This is a genomic window from Niallia sp. FSL W8-1348 (assembly GCF_038006745.1).
GTDB classification, from domain to species: Bacteria; Bacillota; Bacilli; order Bacillales; family Cytobacillaceae; genus Niallia; species Niallia alba.
On sequence record NZ_JBBOVV010000001.1, the window covers coordinates 254,613 to 273,739 of the forward strand.

General features: G+C 36.2%; 16 protein-coding genes. All 16 read right to left on the reverse strand.

Annotated elements, in window-relative coordinates:
- Positions 1–172 precede the first annotated feature (172 nt).
- Entirely contained in the window at positions 173–4,495 is a 4,323-nt protein-coding gene (locus NST60_RS01400) for a PolC-type DNA polymerase III (protein ID WP_169188383.1), read from the reverse strand.
- Between the two features lie 159 nt (positions 4,496–4,654).
- Complete coding sequence (locus NST60_RS01405) at positions 4,655–6,361, reverse strand: proline--tRNA ligase (protein ID WP_016201158.1); 1,707 nt, start codon at positions 6,359–6,361, stop codon at positions 4,655–4,657.
- Between the two features lie 247 nt (positions 6,362–6,608).
- The gene (gene rseP / locus NST60_RS01410) at positions 6,609–7,874 is read right to left on the reverse strand and encodes an RIP metalloprotease RseP (RefSeq protein ID WP_016201157.1); all 1,266 of its coding nucleotides are present in this window, start codon (positions 7,872–7,874) and stop codon (positions 6,609–6,611) included.
- A 15-nt stretch (positions 7,875–7,889) separates the two neighbouring features.
- On the reverse strand, positions 7,890–9,032 hold the full coding sequence (locus tag NST60_RS01415; RefSeq protein WP_169188382.1) for a 1-deoxy-D-xylulose-5-phosphate reductoisomerase: 1,143 nt from the start codon (positions 9,030–9,032) through the stop codon (positions 7,890–7,892).
- A gap of 255 nt (positions 9,033–9,287) precedes the next feature.
- On the reverse strand, positions 9,288–10,079 hold the full coding sequence (locus NST60_RS01420; protein WP_016201156.1) for a phosphatidate cytidylyltransferase: 792 nt from the start codon (positions 10,077–10,079) through the stop codon (positions 9,288–9,290).
- Between the two features lie 19 nt (positions 10,080–10,098).
- Positions 10,099–10,875 (reverse strand): isoprenyl transferase, encoded by a 777-nt coding sequence (locus NST60_RS01425; protein ID WP_016201155.1) that lies wholly within the window; start codon positions 10,873–10,875, stop codon positions 10,099–10,101.
- A gap of 559 nt (positions 10,876–11,434) precedes the next feature.
- Positions 11,435–11,992, reverse strand: a complete 558-nt coding sequence (frr, locus tag NST60_RS01430; protein WP_016201154.1) for a ribosome recycling factor — start codon at positions 11,990–11,992, stop codon at positions 11,435–11,437.
- Entirely contained in the window at positions 11,985–12,719 is a 735-nt protein-coding gene (gene pyrH / locus NST60_RS01435; protein WP_040342548.1) for a UMP kinase, read from the reverse strand. The genes frr and pyrH overlap by 8 nt, the downstream gene beginning before the upstream one ends.
- An 82-nt stretch (positions 12,720–12,801) precedes the next feature.
- Positions 12,802–13,686 (reverse strand): translation elongation factor Ts, encoded by an 885-nt coding sequence (gene tsf / locus NST60_RS01440; RefSeq protein WP_016201152.1) that lies wholly within the window; start codon positions 13,684–13,686, stop codon positions 12,802–12,804.
- A gap of 202 nt (positions 13,687–13,888) precedes the next feature.
- Positions 13,889–14,590, reverse strand: a complete 702-nt coding sequence (rpsB, locus tag NST60_RS01445; RefSeq protein WP_016201151.1) for a 30S ribosomal protein S2 — start codon at positions 14,588–14,590, stop codon at positions 13,889–13,891.
- A gap of 149 nt (positions 14,591–14,739) precedes the next feature.
- Complete coding sequence (locus NST60_RS01450; RefSeq protein ID WP_101730018.1) at positions 14,740–15,297, reverse strand: hypothetical protein; 558 nt, start codon at positions 15,295–15,297, stop codon at positions 14,740–14,742.
- Between the two features lie 9 nt (positions 15,298–15,306).
- Positions 15,307–15,618 (reverse strand): hypothetical protein, encoded by a 312-nt coding sequence (locus NST60_RS01455; protein ID WP_016201149.1) that lies wholly within the window; start codon positions 15,616–15,618, stop codon positions 15,307–15,309.
- Positions 15,619–15,637: 19 nt separating this feature from the next.
- Complete coding sequence (locus NST60_RS01460; protein ID WP_341098022.1) at positions 15,638–16,402, reverse strand: FliA/WhiG family RNA polymerase sigma factor; 765 nt, start codon at positions 16,400–16,402, stop codon at positions 15,638–15,640.
- A 797-nt stretch (positions 16,403–17,199) separates the two neighbouring features.
- Positions 17,200–17,697 carry a chemotaxis protein CheD gene (locus NST60_RS01465; RefSeq protein ID WP_016201147.1) on the reverse strand — a complete coding sequence of 166 codons (498 nt, stop codon included), beginning with the start codon at positions 17,695–17,697 and terminating at the stop codon, positions 17,200–17,202.
- Positions 17,690–18,331: a chemotaxis protein CheC gene (locus tag NST60_RS01470; protein ID WP_101730020.1), complete on the reverse strand. Its 642-nt coding sequence runs from the start codon at positions 18,329–18,331 to the stop codon at positions 17,690–17,692. The genes NST60_RS01465 and NST60_RS01470 overlap by 8 nt, the downstream gene beginning before the upstream one ends.
- 2 nt (positions 18,332–18,333) lie before the next feature.
- On the reverse strand, positions 18,334–18,810 hold the full coding sequence (locus tag NST60_RS01475; RefSeq protein ID WP_016201145.1) for a chemotaxis protein CheW: 477 nt from the start codon (positions 18,808–18,810) through the stop codon (positions 18,334–18,336).
- Between the last annotated feature and the right edge of the window lie 317 nt (positions 18,811–19,127).

A 19,127-nucleotide genomic window follows, 5' to 3' on the forward strand; every position in this document is an offset into this window, starting at 1 on the left:
TCACTCTGTTTTTCAAGAAAAAACCCTAATACAAACAGGAAAGAGTGGGTTGCCCCACTCTCCATTCGCGAAAGTTATCCTTAGTATTTCCAACTAAACTATACCATAACCGCTTCAGTTATGCAAATGAAAGTCCGTAACTTCAACGTTTCTTCCCCTATCCAAAAAAATTTTAGAATAAAGAAAGCTGGTTTTGATCCGGCATATCAGCCAAGCAACCATGATTGTCAAGATATTGCATAATTGTTTTCGAAACTTTTCCGCGTTGTTGTAAATCCTCTTTCGATAAGAATTCCCCATTTTTTCTTGCTTCGACAATGTTAATAGCAGCATTTGTTCCTAATCCTGGGATACTGTTAAACGGCGGTATAAGAGCATTTCCTTCAATAATAAATTCAGTAGCACTTGATTTATATAAATCCACCTTCTTAAAGGTATATCCTCTTTCTACCATTTCGAAAGCAAGTTCCATTACTGTTAACAAGTTTTTCTCTTTCGTAGATGCATCTAACCCTTTTGCACTAATATCATCTATTACTGCTTTAATACTATGAGATCCCTTTACCATCGCATCAACATCAAAATCATCGGCACGAACAGTGAAATAGGCTGCGTAATATAATAATGCATGGTGCACTTTGAAATAGGCAATCCTAACTGCCATTAATACATAAGCAGCAGCATGCGCCTTAGGGAACATATATTTTATTTTTTTACAAGAATCAATATACCATTCCGGTACTTCGTTCTTTCTCATCTCTTCTTCCATTTCATCTGTTAGACCTTTCCCTTTACGTACACTTTCCATGATTTTGAAAGCAAAACTAGGATCAAGTCCTTGATAAATCAGATAGACCATGATGTCATCACGACATCCAATAACTTCACTTAAGTTACAAATATTATTATGAATAAGTTCTTGGGCATTCCCTAACCATACATCCGTACCATGAGATAGACCAGATATCTGTACTAACTCAGAAAATGTAGTTGGCTTCGTATCTTCGAGCATTTGCCGAACAAATTTTGTTCCAAACTCAGGAATACCAAATGTACCAGTTTTACAATATATTTGTTCCGGTGTTACTCCAAGGGACTCTGTACCGCTAAATATTTTCATTACTTCAGGGTCATCTGTTGGAATCGTCTTAGGATCTATCCCACTTAAATCTTGAAGCATTCTGATAACAGTTGGATCATCGTGACCAAGAATATCGAGTTTTAATACATTGTCATGAATAGAATGGAAATCAAAATGGGTCGTTTTCCATTCCGAATTTCGGTCATCTGCTGGAAATTGAATTGGCGTAAAATCATATACATCCATATAATCTGGAATAACAATGATCCCCCCCGGATGCTGACCAGTTGTTCGTTTAACACCTGTACAGCCAGAAGCTAATCGATCAATTTCCGCTCCGCGAATTTGTAAATTATTATCGTTTTGATAAGCCTTAACATAACCATATGCTGTTTTATCAGCTACTGTACCTATTGTTCCTGCACGGTATACATACTCATCACCAAACAGTACTTTTGTATAGTTATGGGCGATCGGCTGATATTCACCGGAAAAATTCAAATCTATATCAGGTACCTTATCCCCTTTAAATCCAAGGAAAGTTTCAAACGGAATATCATGACCATCTTTCTTTAAGCGAGCCCCACAGTTTGGACAATCCTTATCAGGCAAATCAAATCCAGATCCAACAGAACCATCATTAAAGAATTCCGAATATTTACATTCTGCACATATATAGTGTGGGGGCAATGGATTAACCTCGGTTATCTCTGTCATCGTGGCAACAAAGGAAGAACCAACAGATCCACGAGAACCTACTAAGTATCCATCATCTAATGATTTTTTCACGAGTTTATGAGAAATCAAATAGATAACGGCAAATCCATGCCCGATGATACTTTTTAATTCTTTTTCCAAGCGTGCTTCCACGATTTCCGGCAATTCATCTCCGTAAATTCGTCTAGCCATGCTATAGCTCATTTCTCGCATTTCTTCTTCTGAGCCTTCAATTTTTGGTGTATAAAGATCATCCTTAATCGGTTTAATGACATCAATCATATCGGCGATTTTATTAGTGTTCGTTACTACTAATTCTTTCGCCTTTTCTTTTCCAAGGAAGTTAAAACAGTCTAACATTTCATTCGTTGTCCGAAAATGAACATCAGGAAGCTTATGGCGGTTAAGTGGATTCGCTCCACCTTGTGAACCGACTAAAATTTCTCGATAAATCTTATCATTTGGATTTTGATAATGAACATTTCCTGTCGCCACTACTGGTATGTCTAACTTGTCGCCAAGTTTTACAATATTAGCGATAATTTCTTCCAATGCTTTTTCATCTTGGACGAGCTCCATCTCCATTAAATGAGCGTACACTTCTTTGGGCATTACCTCTAAATAATCATAAAATGGGGCAATATCTTCTACTTCCTCAGGAGCCTTTTGCATCATTGCCTCAAAGACTTCCCCTTTATCACAGGCTGACCCTACAAGCAAACCTTCTCTATATTTTTGCAACACAGATCTTGGAATACGCGGGACACGATAGAAATAATTAATATGAGAGATTGATACGAGCTTAAACAGATTTTTTAAGCCAACGTCGTTTTGAGCAAGTACCGTACAGTGATAAGGACGAGCTCTTTGGTATGCATTTCCCTGCCCCATATTATCGTTCAATTGATTATGATTAATGATCCCTTTTTCAGAAGCATCCTTCAACATTTTTAAAGCAAGGTATCCAGTTGCTTCTGCATCATAAATAGCTCGGTGATGCTGAGTTAATTCGATATCAAATTTCTTCGCCAACGTATTTAAACGATGGTTTTTCATTTCAGGGTATAAAAATCTACCCAGCTCCAATGTGTCTATGACTGCATTAGTCGATTTAGGCAACCCTGCTTTCTGATAGCCGACATTTAAGAAACCAACGTCAAACGATGCGTTATGCGCAACTAGAATACTATCCCCTGTCCAATCGGCAAACTTACGCAATACAATATCTATTTCAGGTGCACTTTCTACCATATCATCGGTAATACCTGTTAAGTTAATCGTCGTTGCGGAAAGGCGATGATGTGGATTCGCAAACGATTCAAATCGATCAATGATTTCGCCATTATGAATCTTAACTGCCGCAAGCTCTATAATCGTATTATAAACGGCAGAAAGTCCTGTCGTTTCAACGTCAAACACGACATACGTAGCATCCTCGAGTACGATATCTTTTGGATTATAGGCAATCGGTACGCCATCGTCTACTAGATTCATCTCTACCCCATAAAGAATTTTCACATCATTTTTCTTTCCAGCTCCAAACGCTTCAGGGAATGATTGCGCAACAGCATGATCTGTAATAGCGATCGCTTTATGCCCCCATTTTTTTGCTTGAGTAACAAGCGTAGCCACTGATGAAACAGCATCCATTTGACTCATTGGTGTATGAAGATGCAGCTCTACACGCTTTTCATCCTCTTTCGCTGTATCTTTTCGTTCGACAGGCTTAATTTCATTTAAATCATTCCCGATCATTACTAAATCGCGAACAAATGTATCATTTTGAATACTTCCTCGTGCTCTAAGCCACATGCCCTTTTTCACTAATTGAAAAAGCGCTGCATCTTCTTTATCACGTGAGAACATTTTTACAAGAATAGAACTTGTATAATCTGTTATTTTAAATGTCAACAATGTTCTTCCACTACGAAGCTCTTTTGTTTCTGCAAAAAAGACATATCCTTGCACGGTAACACGTCTTTCTTCATCCACAATTTCTTCGAGGCGACGATAATCGCTATCGTCTTTAATTGTTAATCCAATTGTTAATGGACCACTCGGGATTGGAGAATCACCAGCTTCTTTTTCAGCTTCCATCTTCTGAATGTCTAGTAAAGCTTGCTTTCCTCTTTCCTCATCCTCTTTTTGCTTCGCAAGTAAAAATTGTTCATACTCTGAATTTGATTTTTCTTCTACTATTTCTGTATCTAAGCTCATGGCAGGGAAGCCAAAATATTGATAGGCATCCGTAATCAAGTTAGCATATTTCCTCTTGATCGCTAAGCCTTCCATCTCGTTTCTAACTTGAATGGTTAGCTTATTCCCATTAAATTGAGGCACTTGTTCATTTAATAGCTTTAAAAGGGGTGGAGAAATCCCTTGCATCTCCTCTATACATGCAGACCAATAGTCACGAATTAATACGTCTGTGACGATTCCATTTCTTACTCGAATATCATACGTAATAGTAGCAATATGCGAAAAGCTACTTCTTAACTTGGTAGTAAATAATTGATAGACTTGAAATGGAATGATATCATCAAACAAAAAATGAAAATGCCATTTTTTGGACCGCTTTTCGACAACAATTTTTTCAATGCTGGCGTTGCGAAAATGGGAAATATATGGATCGTCCGTTAATTGCAATTGCTGCAACAAAATCTGGAAACGATCCACTTTTCCTTGTATATCACTCATTTATGTCGCTCCTTCCACTCTTGCTAAATTCTATAAAAATATTATATCACAGATAAAAAACTGTTCATTTACTTAAAGCAGTTTAGCATACAATCCAATACACAAAAAGAAAAAGATTTAGCAATTGGCTAAATCTTTTTCTTTTATCCTGTTTTTCGCTTATCCCTTTACTTGTGTTAATCGAAGGATCGTTGCCACTAACTCACTTTCATGAACTTCCAGCATTTCTCCTGTACTTCTTACTTTCACTTCAACAATTCCTTCAGCTGCTTTTTTACCAACTGTTATGCGAATTGGCAGTCCGATTAAATCAGAATCAGCAAATTTAACACCAGCACGCTCTGCACGGTCATCAACTAATACATCGAAGTGATTGGCTTTTAACGCGGTATATAATTTATCTGTTAACTCATTTTGCGATTCGTCTTTTGTGTTTACAGTGATTAAATGTGCATCAAATGGGGCTACAGCGTTTGGCCATACAATTCCCCTGTCATCATTAAACTGCTCCACAATTGCCGCCATCGTTCTGGAAACACCAATTCCATAGCAACCCATAATCAACGATTGGCTTCTACCGTTTTCATCTAAATAAGTAGCTCCCATTGCTTCACTATAGCGAGTGCCAAGTTTAAAGACATGACCTACTTCAATTCCTTTTGCAAAAGTAATTGTGCCTTTTCCATCTGGTGAAAGGTCGCCTTCTTGAATGAAACGAATATCTGCATATCGGTCGACTGAGAAATCTCGGTCAGCATTCACATTCACATAGTGAAAATGCTCTTCATTTGCCCCACAAACACCATTAATAATTGCTTTCACAGCGTTATCTGCAATTACTTCCACATCTTTAACATTAATTGGACCTAATGAACCAACCTTGCTTCCTAATATTTTTTCCGTATCTGCATGGTCTGCTAGTTCAACTACATTTGCTTCTAATAGGTTTTTCACCTTTATGTCGTTCACTTCATGATCGCCGCGAACTAACACAAGCACAAATCTTTCATCCACTTTAAATAATAGAGACTTAATGCATTTATCTGCATGAACATTTAAGAAAGAAGAAACTTCTTCAATTGTTTTCTGATCTTTCGTTTCTACTTTTTCTAGCTCTTTTACCGGCTCTTCTACTTTTTCATAAGAATTTATAACTGGTGCCATTTCAATATTTGCAGCATAATTGGATTCTGTTGAATAAGCAATTGTATCTTCTCCAACATCAGATAATACCATGAATTCATGCGTATCTTTCCCACCCATTGCACCACTATCTGCGATTACAGCACGATAGTTTAAGCCACAGCGCTCGAAAATATTGCAGTACGCTTGAAAAATAGCATCATAAACTTCTCCTAAACTTTCATGAGAAGAATGAAAACTATAAGCATCCTTCATAATAAATTCTCTGCCGCGCAGGATACCAAAACGTGGTCTTTTCTCATCTCTGAATTTCGTTTGGATTTGGTAAAGTGTTAGTGGTAGTCTTTTATATGATTTTACTTCGTCTCGCACTAAACTTGTTATTACTTCTTCGTGGGTTGCACCTAGTGCAAATTCACGACTATTGCGATCTTTTAGGCGCATTAATTCTGGTCCATATGTAAACCATCTGCCGGATTCTTGCCATAATTCTGCTTGCTGCAAGGCAGGCATTAATAATTCGACTCCGCCAGCGGCATCCATTTCTTCGCGAATAATTTTTTCAATTTTCTTTATTACTTTGTTTGCCAATGGTAAATAAGAGTAAATCCCACTTGCATTTTGTCTAATAAACCCTGCTCTTAATAATAGCTGATGGCTTTTAATATCTGCATCTGCTGGCACTTCTCTTAATGTTGGAATTAACATTTTACTTTGCTTCATCTATGTTTGCACCTCTATTATTTGTATATGTTTATAATGTTGTTACGAAGAAATAAAGTTTATTACCCCGAGTTCATGCTGCTCCGACACAAGACTCTTGTGGGGAAGGGGAGACCTCACAAGGAATACCCCCTCTCTTACGGTGAATCTTATGTCCATGTGCCACTATCAACGAGCAGCATTCATCTACAAAAAACCTTCTCCACAAAACAACATTCCCCTTTCAACAAGGGGAATGAATAGTACCCTACTTTATAAAAAATCGTTGGATATCATTCCAAGTGACGACAATCATCAGTAGCATTAATAAGGCAAAACCAATAAAATGAACTAATCCTTCTTTTTGTCGGTCAATTGGTTTACCACGAACTGCTTCAATTGCAAAGAACAGTAGTCGCCCACCGTCTAATGCAGGTAGTGGAAGTAAGTTCATGATACCTAAATTAATGCTTAGAACAGCAGCCCAATTCATTAAAGAATAGATGCCTGATTGAGCTACAGTGTCTGTAGATTGATAAATAGCTACTGGTCCGCCTAATGCATCAATCGAGAACTGACCAGTGACAAGTTTACCGACTGCCCCAATAATATTCTTTGTCCATGTAAAGGTTTGTGTAGCTCCATATTGAATAGATTTTAATGGTGATTTTTCCATCGGGCTATAGACACCGACTAGACCTATTGTTTTCCCATCTACTTCTGTTTCTTTCGGTGTAACATCAATGGTCATTTCTTGTCCATCACGATCGATTAGAAATTCTAGGTTTTCCCCGGGACTCTTTTGAATGATGGAAACAACCTCTTTCCAAGATCCAACGGATTGACCATCAATACTTATAACATTATCCCCTTCATGCAGTCCTGCACTGAGTGCTACTCCATCATCTGTTAACTTTCCAAGCTTTGCCTCATTTGATGGGATGCCTTGCAATAGAGCTATAACAATAAAGATTAGAAAAGCTAATACGAAATTCATCGCTGGACCTGCAAAAATAGCAAGCGTTCGCTGTCCTAATGATTTACTTGCAAATTGACGGTCATAGGGTGCAATTTGTGTTTCAATCCCATTTTCAACAAAAACAGCATCTTTTTTCACCGGAAATACGAGAAGATTTTCTTCCGCATCTTCCTCAGCGTATCCTTTAATAAAAAGCTTATGTTCTAAATCAGCATCTTCTACATTAATAACACGTGCATTTGGATACTTTTCTTTGTTGTTAATAATCAATTTTGTTACTTCTTCTTTTTCATTAAGAATTAAACCAATTCGATGACCTGGCTTAATATCAACCATCTCAGGATCTTCTCCTGCCATACGAACATAGCCTCCAATTGGTAGAAGACGAATCGTATAAACGGTTTCTCCCTTTTTTAAGGAAAGAACTTTAGGTCCCATTCCAATAGCAAACTCACGGCATAAAATACCTGCCCGCTTAGCTAACACAAAATGCCCTAATTCATGGAAAAATACTAATGCACCAAAAATGATGATAAAAGCTATAACTGTATACAAAATTTAACCACCTTTTTATAGAAGTGTGCTTACTCTTTTTCTTGTTTCTAAGTCTACCTCTTGGATCACTTCAAGACTAGGGTTTAGTATATTCTGATGACTATTTAGCGCTTTTTCGATTAAATCCTCAATTTGTAGAAAGCTAATTTCCTGATTCAAGAACTTTTGTACGGCTACTTCGTTTGCTGCATTCAATACAGTTGGTAAAGTTCCACCTGCTTTTCCAGCCTCATAGGCAAAACGAAGACATCTAAATCGCTCCAAATCCATATGTTGAAAGTGTAATTTTCCAATTGTAGCTAAATCTAATCGCTTCCCATGTGCTACAGGAAGACGCTCTGGAAACGCAAGAGCATATTGGATTGGTATCCGCATATCTGGGGTACCTAATTGAGCAATCACACTGCCATCCTGAAATTCTACCATGGAATGAATAATACTTTCTTTATGTAGTAATACATCTATTTTCTCATATGGAAGCCCAAATAACCAGTGTGCTTCAATTACTTCTAAACCTTTATTCATCATGGTCGCAGAATCAATCGTAATTTTTGCTCCCATTGACCAGTTTGGATGGTTTAGAGCATCTTCTATTGTAACTTTCTCTAAATCTTTTCTGCTTAGATTTCGGAAGCTTCCGCCTGAAGCAGTAATAATAAGGCGTTCAATATTCTTTTGATTTTCCCCTTGTAAACATTGAAAAATAGCAGAATGCTCACTATCAACTGGTAATACAGGTACATTATATTTTGCAGCAGCCTCCATCACAATATGCCCTGCAGTAACTAATGTTTCCTTATTTGCAATTGCTATAACCTTTTTAGCTTCAATTGCTTGTAGCGTTGGATGGAGACCCACGCTTCCAATTACTGCATTCACGAGTATATCCGCTTTATCGAAAACAGCTACCTCAACCAAGCCTTCCATTCCATAGCTAAAACGTATAGTCGGAAAGATTTGTTTTAATTGGTCATAATCTTGTTTTTCGGCAACAGAAACAAGCGATGGTCTAAATTTTTGGATTATCTTTTTTGTAAGTTCCATATTTCTTCCTGATGAAAAGGCAACTAACTGGAACATGTCAGGATGATTTTTAATAACATCCAAGGTTTGCGTTCCAATCGAACCAGTTGCCCCAAGCAAACTAATATACTTCACTACCTCACTCCTACACCCATATTTCCTACTATTTATTTTAAATTAGGCTGTTCTCGTATAGTTTGTTGCTATTACCCGCAGCCGGAATACACTTCGCTTTCCGTGGGGCTAAGCTTAAGCCTCCTCAGCTTTGCCTCCGGGGTCTCAGACTGTCTCGCTAATCCCACAGGAGTCTACGTGTATTCTGGCTGCTCCATTTTTCCAACTAATTCTTTTCTCCTATTGAAAAAACAACGATTTTTAAAAAAAACAACCTTAAATTAAATCAAGAAATCGTTCAAAGATAAAATAAAGAAGTGGCCAGACAAAAATAAGGCTATCAAAACGATCAAGAATCCCGCCATGTCCTGGTAATAAACTACCAGAGTCTTTTACATCATAATAACGTTTTAACGCTGATTCTGTTAAATCCCCAATTTGTCCAAAAATAGATAAAATAACGGTAGTAAAAGCAAAGCCTATAGACCATTGTATGTAGTCAAACACACTAAATAGAACTCCTACCACTAAAGCACATAGAATACCACCTAAAAAACCTTCTACGGTTTTATTTGGACTGATTTCCGGCCATAGCTTTCTCTTACCAATAGCTTTACCAATAAAATATGCGCCAGAATCAGTTGCCCAAATGATAAATAAGGAATAAATAAGATACGCTAAATGCGTTTCTCTAATTTCAATGAAGAAATGAAAACCTGTTCCTATGTAAATAACAGCTAATATGGAGAATGCAACATCATCAAAGGTAAATCGATTTTTAGAAAAAACCATATAAGTTAAATATAACAAAACAGCAATTAAACCAATTTCTATTTTTGTCATATTCAAATTAGCAAGATAATGGTTTGGCAATACTATCATCCATACCGCTAATAATGATAGTAGCCCTGGAACAGAAAAAAAGGAGATTTTTCTCATCCGATACATTTCAAATATACCGACTCCAACTAATAGAAAAGTAAACAACACTAATGGTAGTTTCCCAATTAATACAAACGGTAAAAATACGGCTATTGCAATAACTGCTGTAATGATTCTTTGCTTCATCTCTCTAACCCAACTCTCTTCAGACTCCACCAAAACGGCGTTGTCTGTTTTGAAATTCTTCGATTGCTTCGATTAAATGTAGTTCACTGAAATCCGGCCATAATACATCAGTAAAATATAGCTCGGAATAAGCTATTTGCCATAACATAAAATTGCTAATTCTTACTTCCCCACTTGTACGAATTAATAGATCAGGTTCAATTATTTTCCCTGTCATTAAATAAGTAGAAAACATTTCTTCTGAAAAGTTATCTATCTCTATTTTCCCCGTTTCACTGTCTTTTACAACATTTTTAACAGCATCTATGATTTCAGCCCGAGAGCCGTAATTTAAAGCAAAGTTTAATTGAAGACCCGTATTATACTTTGTTTGTTCCACGGCATGATTTAGCGAATTAAGTGTAGACTCCGGCAACCCTTCTGTATAACCAATAGCAGTTACTCGAACATTTTTTTCAATCAATTCAGGCAAGAACGTACCGAGAAATTGTTCAGGTAGTGACATAATATAATCTACTTCCGATTTTGGCCTTTTCCAATTCTCTGTGGAAAAAGCATATAAAGTTAACACTTTAATTCCAAGATCATTTGCACTTGTTGTAATTCGCTTTACACATTTCATTCCTTCATGATGGCCGGCAATTCTAGGCAAGGTTCTTTTTTTTGCCCATCGACCGTTTCCATCCATGATAATTGCAACATGTTCTGGAATTTGTCGCATTTTAAGTGCTGATATACGGTCTTGGAGATTAGAAGAAACAGGTTTCTTCTTCCATAACCTTATTTTGTTAAACATAAAATAGCTCCTCCAAAATAGATCCCTTATGTATCCTTCTATTAACAGTAATATATATACGGTAAATGACCTGTATCTATTTATATTCTCTACTAAACGATTATGATGATAATCATCAAGATAATGATATTTATTCGTTATAAACAAGGATCCACTTTTCTATTAAATTCTTTTGTCTAATAATCTTATCCAATAATAGGATAACAGAATAAGTTCCCTTTCTATATTATAGGAAAATAGTCAGCTTAAGCAACTATGAAATTAAAAACTCCCTTGTTTTGACTATTTTAGGGCAAAAGAATTAATATTTTGGACATTATTTAAATCTGGTTTTTGATGAGATGAAGAAAAAAACCCCCTATATAGTAGAGGGTTAAATCAACATATATATAAAGCCTGTTGATTGCACCAAGGAGTTCTTGCTTTCCGTGGGGAGGGATGGTGCTCCTCGGCTTTACTTGTGGGGTCTCACACTTCCCTCATCCCCCGCGGGAATCCCGTATCCTACGCTTAATCAACTCACCATATTAAACTTCGCATTCCATAAGCTAATTTAGTGTTATACTTCTAAAATTTCTTTTTCTTTCTCTTTTGTCAAAGCATCGACTTTAACGATGTATTCGTCAGTTAATTTTTGAATATCATCATTATAACCGCGAAGATCATCTTCTGTGATATCTCCGTTTTTCTCTAATTTTTTCAAGTCATCATTACCGTCTCGACGAATATTACGAATAGCAATTTTCGCTTCTTCGGATTCTTTTTTCACATTCTTCACTAATTCCTTACGACGTTCTTCCGTTAGCATAGGAATAGAAAGACGGATAACACTTCCATCGTTAGAAGGATTTAATCCAATATCTGATTTAAGAATTGCTTTTTCAATGTCCCCAAGAATACTTTTATCATATGGTTGAATAACAAGCAATCTAGCTTCTGGAACACTGATACCAGCAAGTTGATTAATTGGTGTTGGTGCTCCATAATAATCTACGGAGATTCTGTCTAATAACGAAGCATTTGCTCTTCCAGCTCGAATACTTGCAAGTTCACGCGAATAACTTTGGATTGCTTTATCCATTCTTTCCTTTGTATTAGCGATAATTTGTTTAGGCATTATTTTTCCCCCTCACTATTGTTCCAATTGTCTCGCCCATTACAGCTCTTTTAATATTACCGTTTTCCATAATAGAGAATACAATTAACGGAATATCATTGTCCATACATAATGATGAAGCGGTTGAATCCATTACAGCTAGACCATCTTTAATGACATCAAAATAAGTAAGTTCTTCATATTTTGTAGCAGATTTATCCACTTTCGGATCTGCTGAATATACGCCGTCTACATTATTTTTTGCCATTAAAATAACATCTGCTTCAATTTCAGCAGCTCTTAGGGCAGCTGTTGTATCTGTTGAGAAATAAGGGTTTCCTGTTCCTGCTGCAAAAATCACAACACGTTTCTTCTCAAGATGGCGAATCGCACGTCTTCTAATATATGGTTCAGCTACCTGTCTCATTTCAATAGAAGATTGGACACGTGTTTCGATGCCCATTTGCTCTAAACTATCTTGAAGCGCCAATGAATTCATTACTGTAGCAAGCATTCCCATGTAATCAGCGTTAGCACGGTCCATTCCCATTTCTTCCCCGATTTTACCGCGCCAAATATTTCCGCCGCCAACTACTACAGCAGCTTCTACACCAAGATCTGCAACTTCCTTCACTTGCTGTGCTACATTTTTTATTACGCTAGGGTTAATACCAAATCCAGCTTCACCGGCTAATGCTTCCCCACTTAATTTCAGAACAACACGTTTATATTTTGGATTACTACTCATGGAAACCTCCGCTTTATTTTTAATATCTTGAAAAATAGGGAACACCATGGTGCCCCCTATGAAAACATTAATCGTTCACTTATTATTTCTTATTTACTTGGTTCATTACTTCTTCAGCGAAGTTATCTTCACGTTTTTCGATACCTTCTCCAACTTCGTAACGAACGAATTCACGTAAAGTTGCACCCTTAGATTCTACAAATTGACGAACCTTTTGATCTGGGTTTTTAACAAATGATTGATCAAGTACACATACATCTTCAAAATATTTACCTAAGCGGCCTTCAACCATTTTCTCAACGATATTAGCTGGTTTACCTTCGTTAAGTGCTTGTTGTGTTAATACTTCTCTCTCATGTGCCACTTCTTCTTGAGAAACTTGGTCACGAGAAACATATTTAGGGTTTAATGCAGCGATGTGCATTGCAACATCCTTAGCAGCTGATTCATCAGTAGTTCCTTCTAGAACAGTTAGAACACCAATGCGTCCGCCCATATGAAGGTAAGCACCAAATGAATCGTTATCTGTTTTTGTTTTGATTTCAAAACGACGTAAAGATAATTTTTCACCAATTTTAGCAATAGCAGCATTGATGTGTGATTCAACAGTAGTTCCTTCAATGATGTTTGAAGCATGTGCTTCTTCAACAGTTGCAGGCTTAACTGCTAAGATATGTGAAGCAAGTTCTTTTACTAAGTTTTGGAAACCTTCGTTTTTCGCAACGAAATCTGTTTCAGAGTTTACTTCAAGAATTACTGCTTCGTTTCCCTCTACTGAAATGTAAGTAGAACCTTCAGCAGCTACACGATCAGCTTTTTTAGCAGCACTTGCAATACCTTTTTCACGTAAGAAGTCAATTGCTTTATCTAAATCACCATTAGTTTCAGTAAGTGCTTTTTTACAATCCATCATTCCAGCACCAGTTTTTTCACGTAGTTCTTTTACCATTTGAGCTGTAACAGCCATAGTAATTTGCCTCCTTAAGGTTTATGTATTATTTTTTTAACCAATTTATTTCATTTTTAAGCAGGATGCTTGAAAAAAAGGTGATAAGAGGGTTGCTCTTTATCACCTTTTCCACAAGTCCCTAAACAATTACTTATTATCCATCAAGTTTATTTATCTAATGATCCTAAACTAATACGTATAACAAGTCATGCGGTTCTAATTAAGCAGTTGTTACTTCTTCGCCTTGTTTAGCTTCAAGAATAGCATCTGCCATTTTTGCAGTTAATAATTTAACAGCACGGATTGCATCATCATTCGCAGGAATAACAACATCAATTTCGTCTGGATCACAGTTAGTATCAACAATACCAACGATTGGAATATTTAATTTATGAGCTTCTGCAACTGCAATACGTTCTTTACGTGGATCTACGATGAATAAGCAGTCAGGAATTTTTTTCATATCTTTAATTCCGCCTAGGAATTTTTCTAAACGCTCAAGCTCTTTGTTTAATTGAACTACTTCTTTTTTAGGAAGTACGTCGAATGTACCATCTTCAGCCATTCTTTCAATATCTTTAAGACGCGCAATACGTTTTTGGATAGTTTCAAAGTTAGTTAAAGTTCCACCTAACCAGCGTTGGTTTACATAGTATTGACCAGAACGGATAGCTTCCTCTTTAACTGAATCTTGTGCTTGCTTTTTAGTACCAACAAAAAGAACTGTACCGCCGTTTCCAGCTAATTCTTTCACATAGTTATAAGCTTCTTCAACCTTTTTAACTGTTTTTTGAAGATCGATGATGTAAATGCCGTTACGCTCTGTGAAAATATATTTTTTCATTTTTGGGTTCCAACGGCGAGTTTGGTGACCGAAATGTACACCAGCTTCAAGTAATTGTTTCATTGAAATAACTGACATGTTTTTTCCTCCTAATGGTTTTGATTTCCTCCGCTTTTTTCATTTTTAATCAAAACTGTAAAATTACAGCACCAATGATTAAATCCAAAAGCGTGTGTATTAACACCATGTGTTAATATAGCATATGTAAACTTTGCAATCAAGTATATTTACGAATTTTGTCTAAATTTCAGTAGCAATTCCATTTCAGTCTTGCCTTTGTTTAACGATTTTGCTATTTCTTCGATACTTTTCCCTTCTGCTTGCATCGATTTTGCTATTTCAAGAATCGACTTTTTCTTCGGCTCTTTCTCTGAAGGTAGTATTAAATTCAATAACTCATTCACATCTTCTTTTTCCAAGCGATCTTCTTTTTTACTTGTCGTTTCAATAGTAGGAACCGTTTTCTGATAGACATTTAGCATTGCTTTATTCACTTTCAACTCTTTCGGCTTAAAATCAGGACTTGCTGATTCATCCTTGCTTTTTTCCTCTTCTCTTTCATGTGATGACTCTTTTGGGTGAGAATAAAGTTTATCCAAGAACTGCTCATTTTCCTCTTTAATTTCCGAGATAAAAGTGGCGATCACTTCTTCCATTTCTTCTAAAGTCTTTTTCTGATCCTTTTCTAGGTCCGCAAACCGATTTTGACGAACATACAATATTACGATACAAAGAATAGCAATTAAATTTAAAGTAATACTTAAAAAAAGTAAAAAATTAACCATTTCATCCCTCTATCCACTAAAGTCGATACTTTGTCCTTTATAAGGATGTATCGTTTGTCTACTCTCTATTTCATCTAGTTCTATTTCTTCTTCGCTATTTTGTTGACCGAATACCTGTTTATCTTTTTTCTTATGAGAAGTAACTTTCCCTTTTCCTTCTCCCTTTATAACCGTTGTTCTTTTCCTTACCTCTTCCTTACCGGCTTCTTGTGAAGCAATGGAATACATTTGCTGATGTTTTTGATCCTGTTGTTCTTGTAGCTTTCCTGCATCATAAGTTCTCGGTAATGCAACTTGCATCTCTATTGCTTTTAAACTCATGTGCACCACACCCTACTCATTAAATTACTTTTTCCAATGAATGCCTTAATTTAAAAATAGCTTTTGAATGAATCTGCGATATTCTAGAAGTAGATAAGTTCATTACTTGTCCAATCTCCGTTAAGGTTAATTCCTCCTTATAAAACAAACTGATTACAAGCTGTTCTTTATCATTAAGCTCCTTAATTTTGTCTGCCATCTCTTGAACTAGCTCATCTTTTACTACTTTTTCTTCTGGTATAACCGTTTTATCATCTCGAATCGAGAAACTTTGTGCCTCTTTCTCTTCGCTCTCATTCATTTGCTCATCAATAGATAGGATATTAGCAAAAAAGTGTTCATTCATTGTTGCATACACTTCATCTACACTAGTCCCTAACTCATCAGCAATTTCTTGAACCGTAATATTTCTCATTAATTTTTGTTCAAGTTTTTCAATAGTAGCCTCAATCTTTTTTGATTTTTCCCTTGTTCCCCTTGATAGCCAATCTTCTTTACGAAGTCCATCAATTATACTACCTCTAATTCGAAAAGATGCATATATATCAAATTTCAAGTCTCTATTCGGATCAAATCGTTGTAAAGCATCATATAAGCCCATCATTCCAAGACTTGTTAGTTCATCTCGGGATACGCTTTTTGGTAATCCTATTGAGATTCTTTGCACATGAAAACTGACTAAGGGCATATACTTTTTTATTAATTGATTGCCAGCCTCTTGATCTCTCGAATTAATCCACATTTCCCAAGCTTGCTTTTCTTCTGTTGTTGACTCCTTCGCCATTAAATACCCTCCTCTTAGAACAATGAACAAACCCAAACATATCTATAAAGTGAAACTTCCATCAGTGGGGGCTTTCCTTCCTCCCCCACTGATGGTTAGTTGAACCAATCGGACCTTTACGGGCAGTTACCACCTAGCTTCCTCGTATTCTTATAAGCTTGAGGGGGGCGTCTTACTGTCCGTGAAGAGTGGGATAAACGCAAAAGAATATAATACAACTTAACCATTTATATCCCCTTTTTTTCAACAAAAAAATCCCATTTGTGTAATAGTTCCAATAAATTACTGAATATTCTTCTTTCATACCTTTACTCTCTATGTTATATAGCATTCTATTTTACCTATTTTATTTCAACCGTCTTTATATAGATTGGCACTATTTCATTTTCTCCAATAATCAGCTTCTTTATTTTTATCATTTACATTCCTATCCATTCAGCCAAAAAATAAGAATTGTAAGCCAAAAAACCCTCACACTTTTTATGTATATATTTCACTATTGATTTTAGCAGAAGACATGATTTTTTATCTATTCTTTCTAATACCAACACTAAAAATAGGCATAAAGACCCTAATTGTTTTTCTCTATTTTTCCAACTCATTCATTTTTCCGTTTTTAAAAATAGAACTTCCCCACCTCAACTCTTATTCGATTTTTGAGGAAAGGGTCTTCATGCTAAAGATGATAAAAAAGACTAGCTCTAAATAACAGAATTCATCCCAAAATAATAAGATTGGATGCTTCAATTTAGAGCTAGTCTCATTTCTAGATAGTATTAAATAACGTATTCCCTACACTAAATAATATGAATCCCTTTATTCACGGTACGAATCGTCAATTGATGCGTAGCTGGAGAAAATTCAATCGTTCTACCGCTATTTCCACCGACATCTTCGCTAACTAATTTAATTCTTAATAATTGTAACGTATTTTTTACTGCTTCCACGTTTCTAGGACCGATTCTCATGATATCACTTGTTCCGTTGAACTGAAACATTTGTGCCCCTCCAGCAATTTTAGCTAGCATCGTGCTTTTCTTTACCCCTAATACTTCTAATCGATCTGCTAATTCTATAATCGCAGTATCAGCAAATTTCGCCTTATTAAGGCTTCCTGATTTCGCTATGGATGCTTCTGGAAGCATAATATGAGCTAAACCAGCAATTGGTTTTATTGGACTATATAAAACAATTCCAACGCATGAGCCAAGTCCTGAAGTTCGAATTGTATTAGGGGACTGCACCACATTCATATCAGCTATCCCAACTTTAATTACTGTAATTTGTTCAGTCACCATCTTTCACTCCTAATGACTGAAATAAAGGGGTAAAAGAATCTGGATCAGGTAATAAAAAGAAATGGCCATTTACAGTATTAGACAGACTTGTATTTTCCTCATTTAATTCTGTGTTGATCACAATCGCATAATCACTTACTTGAGAAAGTTCCACTAATCCATATGTAACAATAGCGCCAACCATATCAATCGCAAGGGCTGGAACAGAAGGATACAATGATAACTGGGTAAAATCAGATAAAGAGGATAAATAGGAACCTGATAAAATATTGCCTAATTCCTGTAACGCAGAAATAGATAGCTCATCATATGGTGGCGCAGCTAAGTCAACAGAAGTATCTCCGATCATATCTTGGACAAATGTAGTCGCTTGCTCTAAAGGAAGGATGAAAAACATGCTTCCTGGGATATCTCCCTCAATTCTTAAGAAAACGCCCGCAACGATATTATCTGCACCACCTGCCATTTCCATCATCTCATCAAACGTAACAATTTGAACATCTGGTACCTTCATATCAATCTTTTTATTAAGCAGCTTGGACAAAGAAGTGGCAGCATTTCCTGCTCCTATATTACCGATCTCTCTTAAAACATCTAATTTTAACGAATTTATATCATTAATATATCCCATATTTACTCATCGCTTTTTGCATTGGAATATGTTCTTAAAATATTTCGATCAAATACTTTTTCCAAATCAACAAGAATTAGTAAACGCTTATCAAGCTTCACTACCCCTTTTATATAATCGACTTCATCACCATTAATTGTCTCTGGAGCAGGCTCATAAAGCGAAGTATTGACATCTACAACATCATTAGCAGAATCAACAATAATTCCTACTTCCATATCTTCTATCATGATAATAATAATTCTTGTGCTGTCTGTGTAAGGAATTTCTTCTAAATTAAAACGAAGTCGTAAATCAATAATTGGAGTAACGACTCCTCTTAAATTAATCACACCTTTAACAAAAGGAGCGATATTTGGAATTCTAGTAATATGCATGTTCTTCTCAATCGACATCACTTCATTGACAGAGATAGCATATTCCTTCCCCTTCAGTTCAAATATTATTAGTTTTTCTTCTGTTGAAACTACATCGCTCATTTCTTTCATCCCTCTCAAGTTAACCTGTCTGCTTTACATAAAATGCAAAGCCCTATATCATCACCATCATATTGTCTAGATTAATTTATCGTAAAAAACAATGGAATATCCGCTTTTCTTCAAGGCTGTTTCGTATCGTTTGTTGCTATTAACCCATAAGTCTGAATACACTTTGCCTTCCATGGGGCATGCTATACAGGATCTCACCTGTCTCGCTAATCCCTCTGCTATCTACGTGTATTCAGACTACTCTGTAATTCTTTTTAGAAATTCCCCTATTGAAAACAAGCTTGTAGAAAACAACCTTCTTCAACATG

Coding starts and splice junctions, on each gene's coding strand:
- NST60_RS01400 (WP_169188383.1), bottom strand. CDS start 4,495: ATGAGTGATATACAAGGAAAAGTGGATCGTTTCCAGATTTTGTTGCAG.
- NST60_RS01405 (WP_016201158.1), bottom strand. CDS start 6,361: ATGAAGCAAAGTAAAATGTTAATTCCAACATTAAGAGAAGTGCCAGCA.
- NST60_RS01420 (WP_016201156.1), bottom strand. CDS start 10,079: ATGAAGCAAAGAATCATTACAGCAGTTATTGCAATAGCCGTATTTTTA.
- NST60_RS01425 (WP_016201155.1), bottom strand. CDS start 10,875: ATGTTTAACAAAATAAGGTTATGGAAGAAGAAACCTGTTTCTTCTAAT.
- frr (WP_016201154.1), bottom strand. CDS start 11,992: ATGCCTAAACAAATTATCGCTAATACAAAGGAAAGAATGGATAAAGCA.
- pyrH (WP_040342548.1), bottom strand. CDS start 12,719: ATGAGTAGTAATCCAAAATATAAACGTGTTGTTCTGAAATTAAGTGGG.
- tsf (WP_016201152.1), bottom strand. CDS start 13,686: ATGGCTGTTACAGCTCAAATGGTAAAAGAACTACGTGAAAAAACTGGT.
- rpsB (WP_016201151.1), bottom strand. CDS start 14,590: ATGTCAGTTATTTCAATGAAACAATTACTTGAAGCTGGTGTACATTTC.
- NST60_RS01450 (WP_101730018.1), bottom strand. CDS start 15,297: ATGGTTAATTTTTTACTTTTTTTAAGTATTACTTTAAATTTAATTGCT.
- NST60_RS01455 (WP_016201149.1), bottom strand. CDS start 15,618: ATGAGTTTAAAAGCAATAGAGATGCAAGTTGCATTACCGAGAACTTAT.
- NST60_RS01460 (WP_341098022.1), bottom strand. CDS start 16,402: ATGGCGAAGGAGTCAACAACAGAAGAAAAGCAAGCTTGGGAAATGTGG.
- NST60_RS01470 (WP_101730020.1), bottom strand. CDS start 18,331: ATGGGATATATTAATGATATAAATTCGTTAAAATTAGATGTTTTAAGA.
- NST60_RS01475 (WP_016201145.1), bottom strand. CDS start 18,810: ATGAGCGATGTAGTTTCAACAGAAGAAAAACTAATAATATTTGAACTG.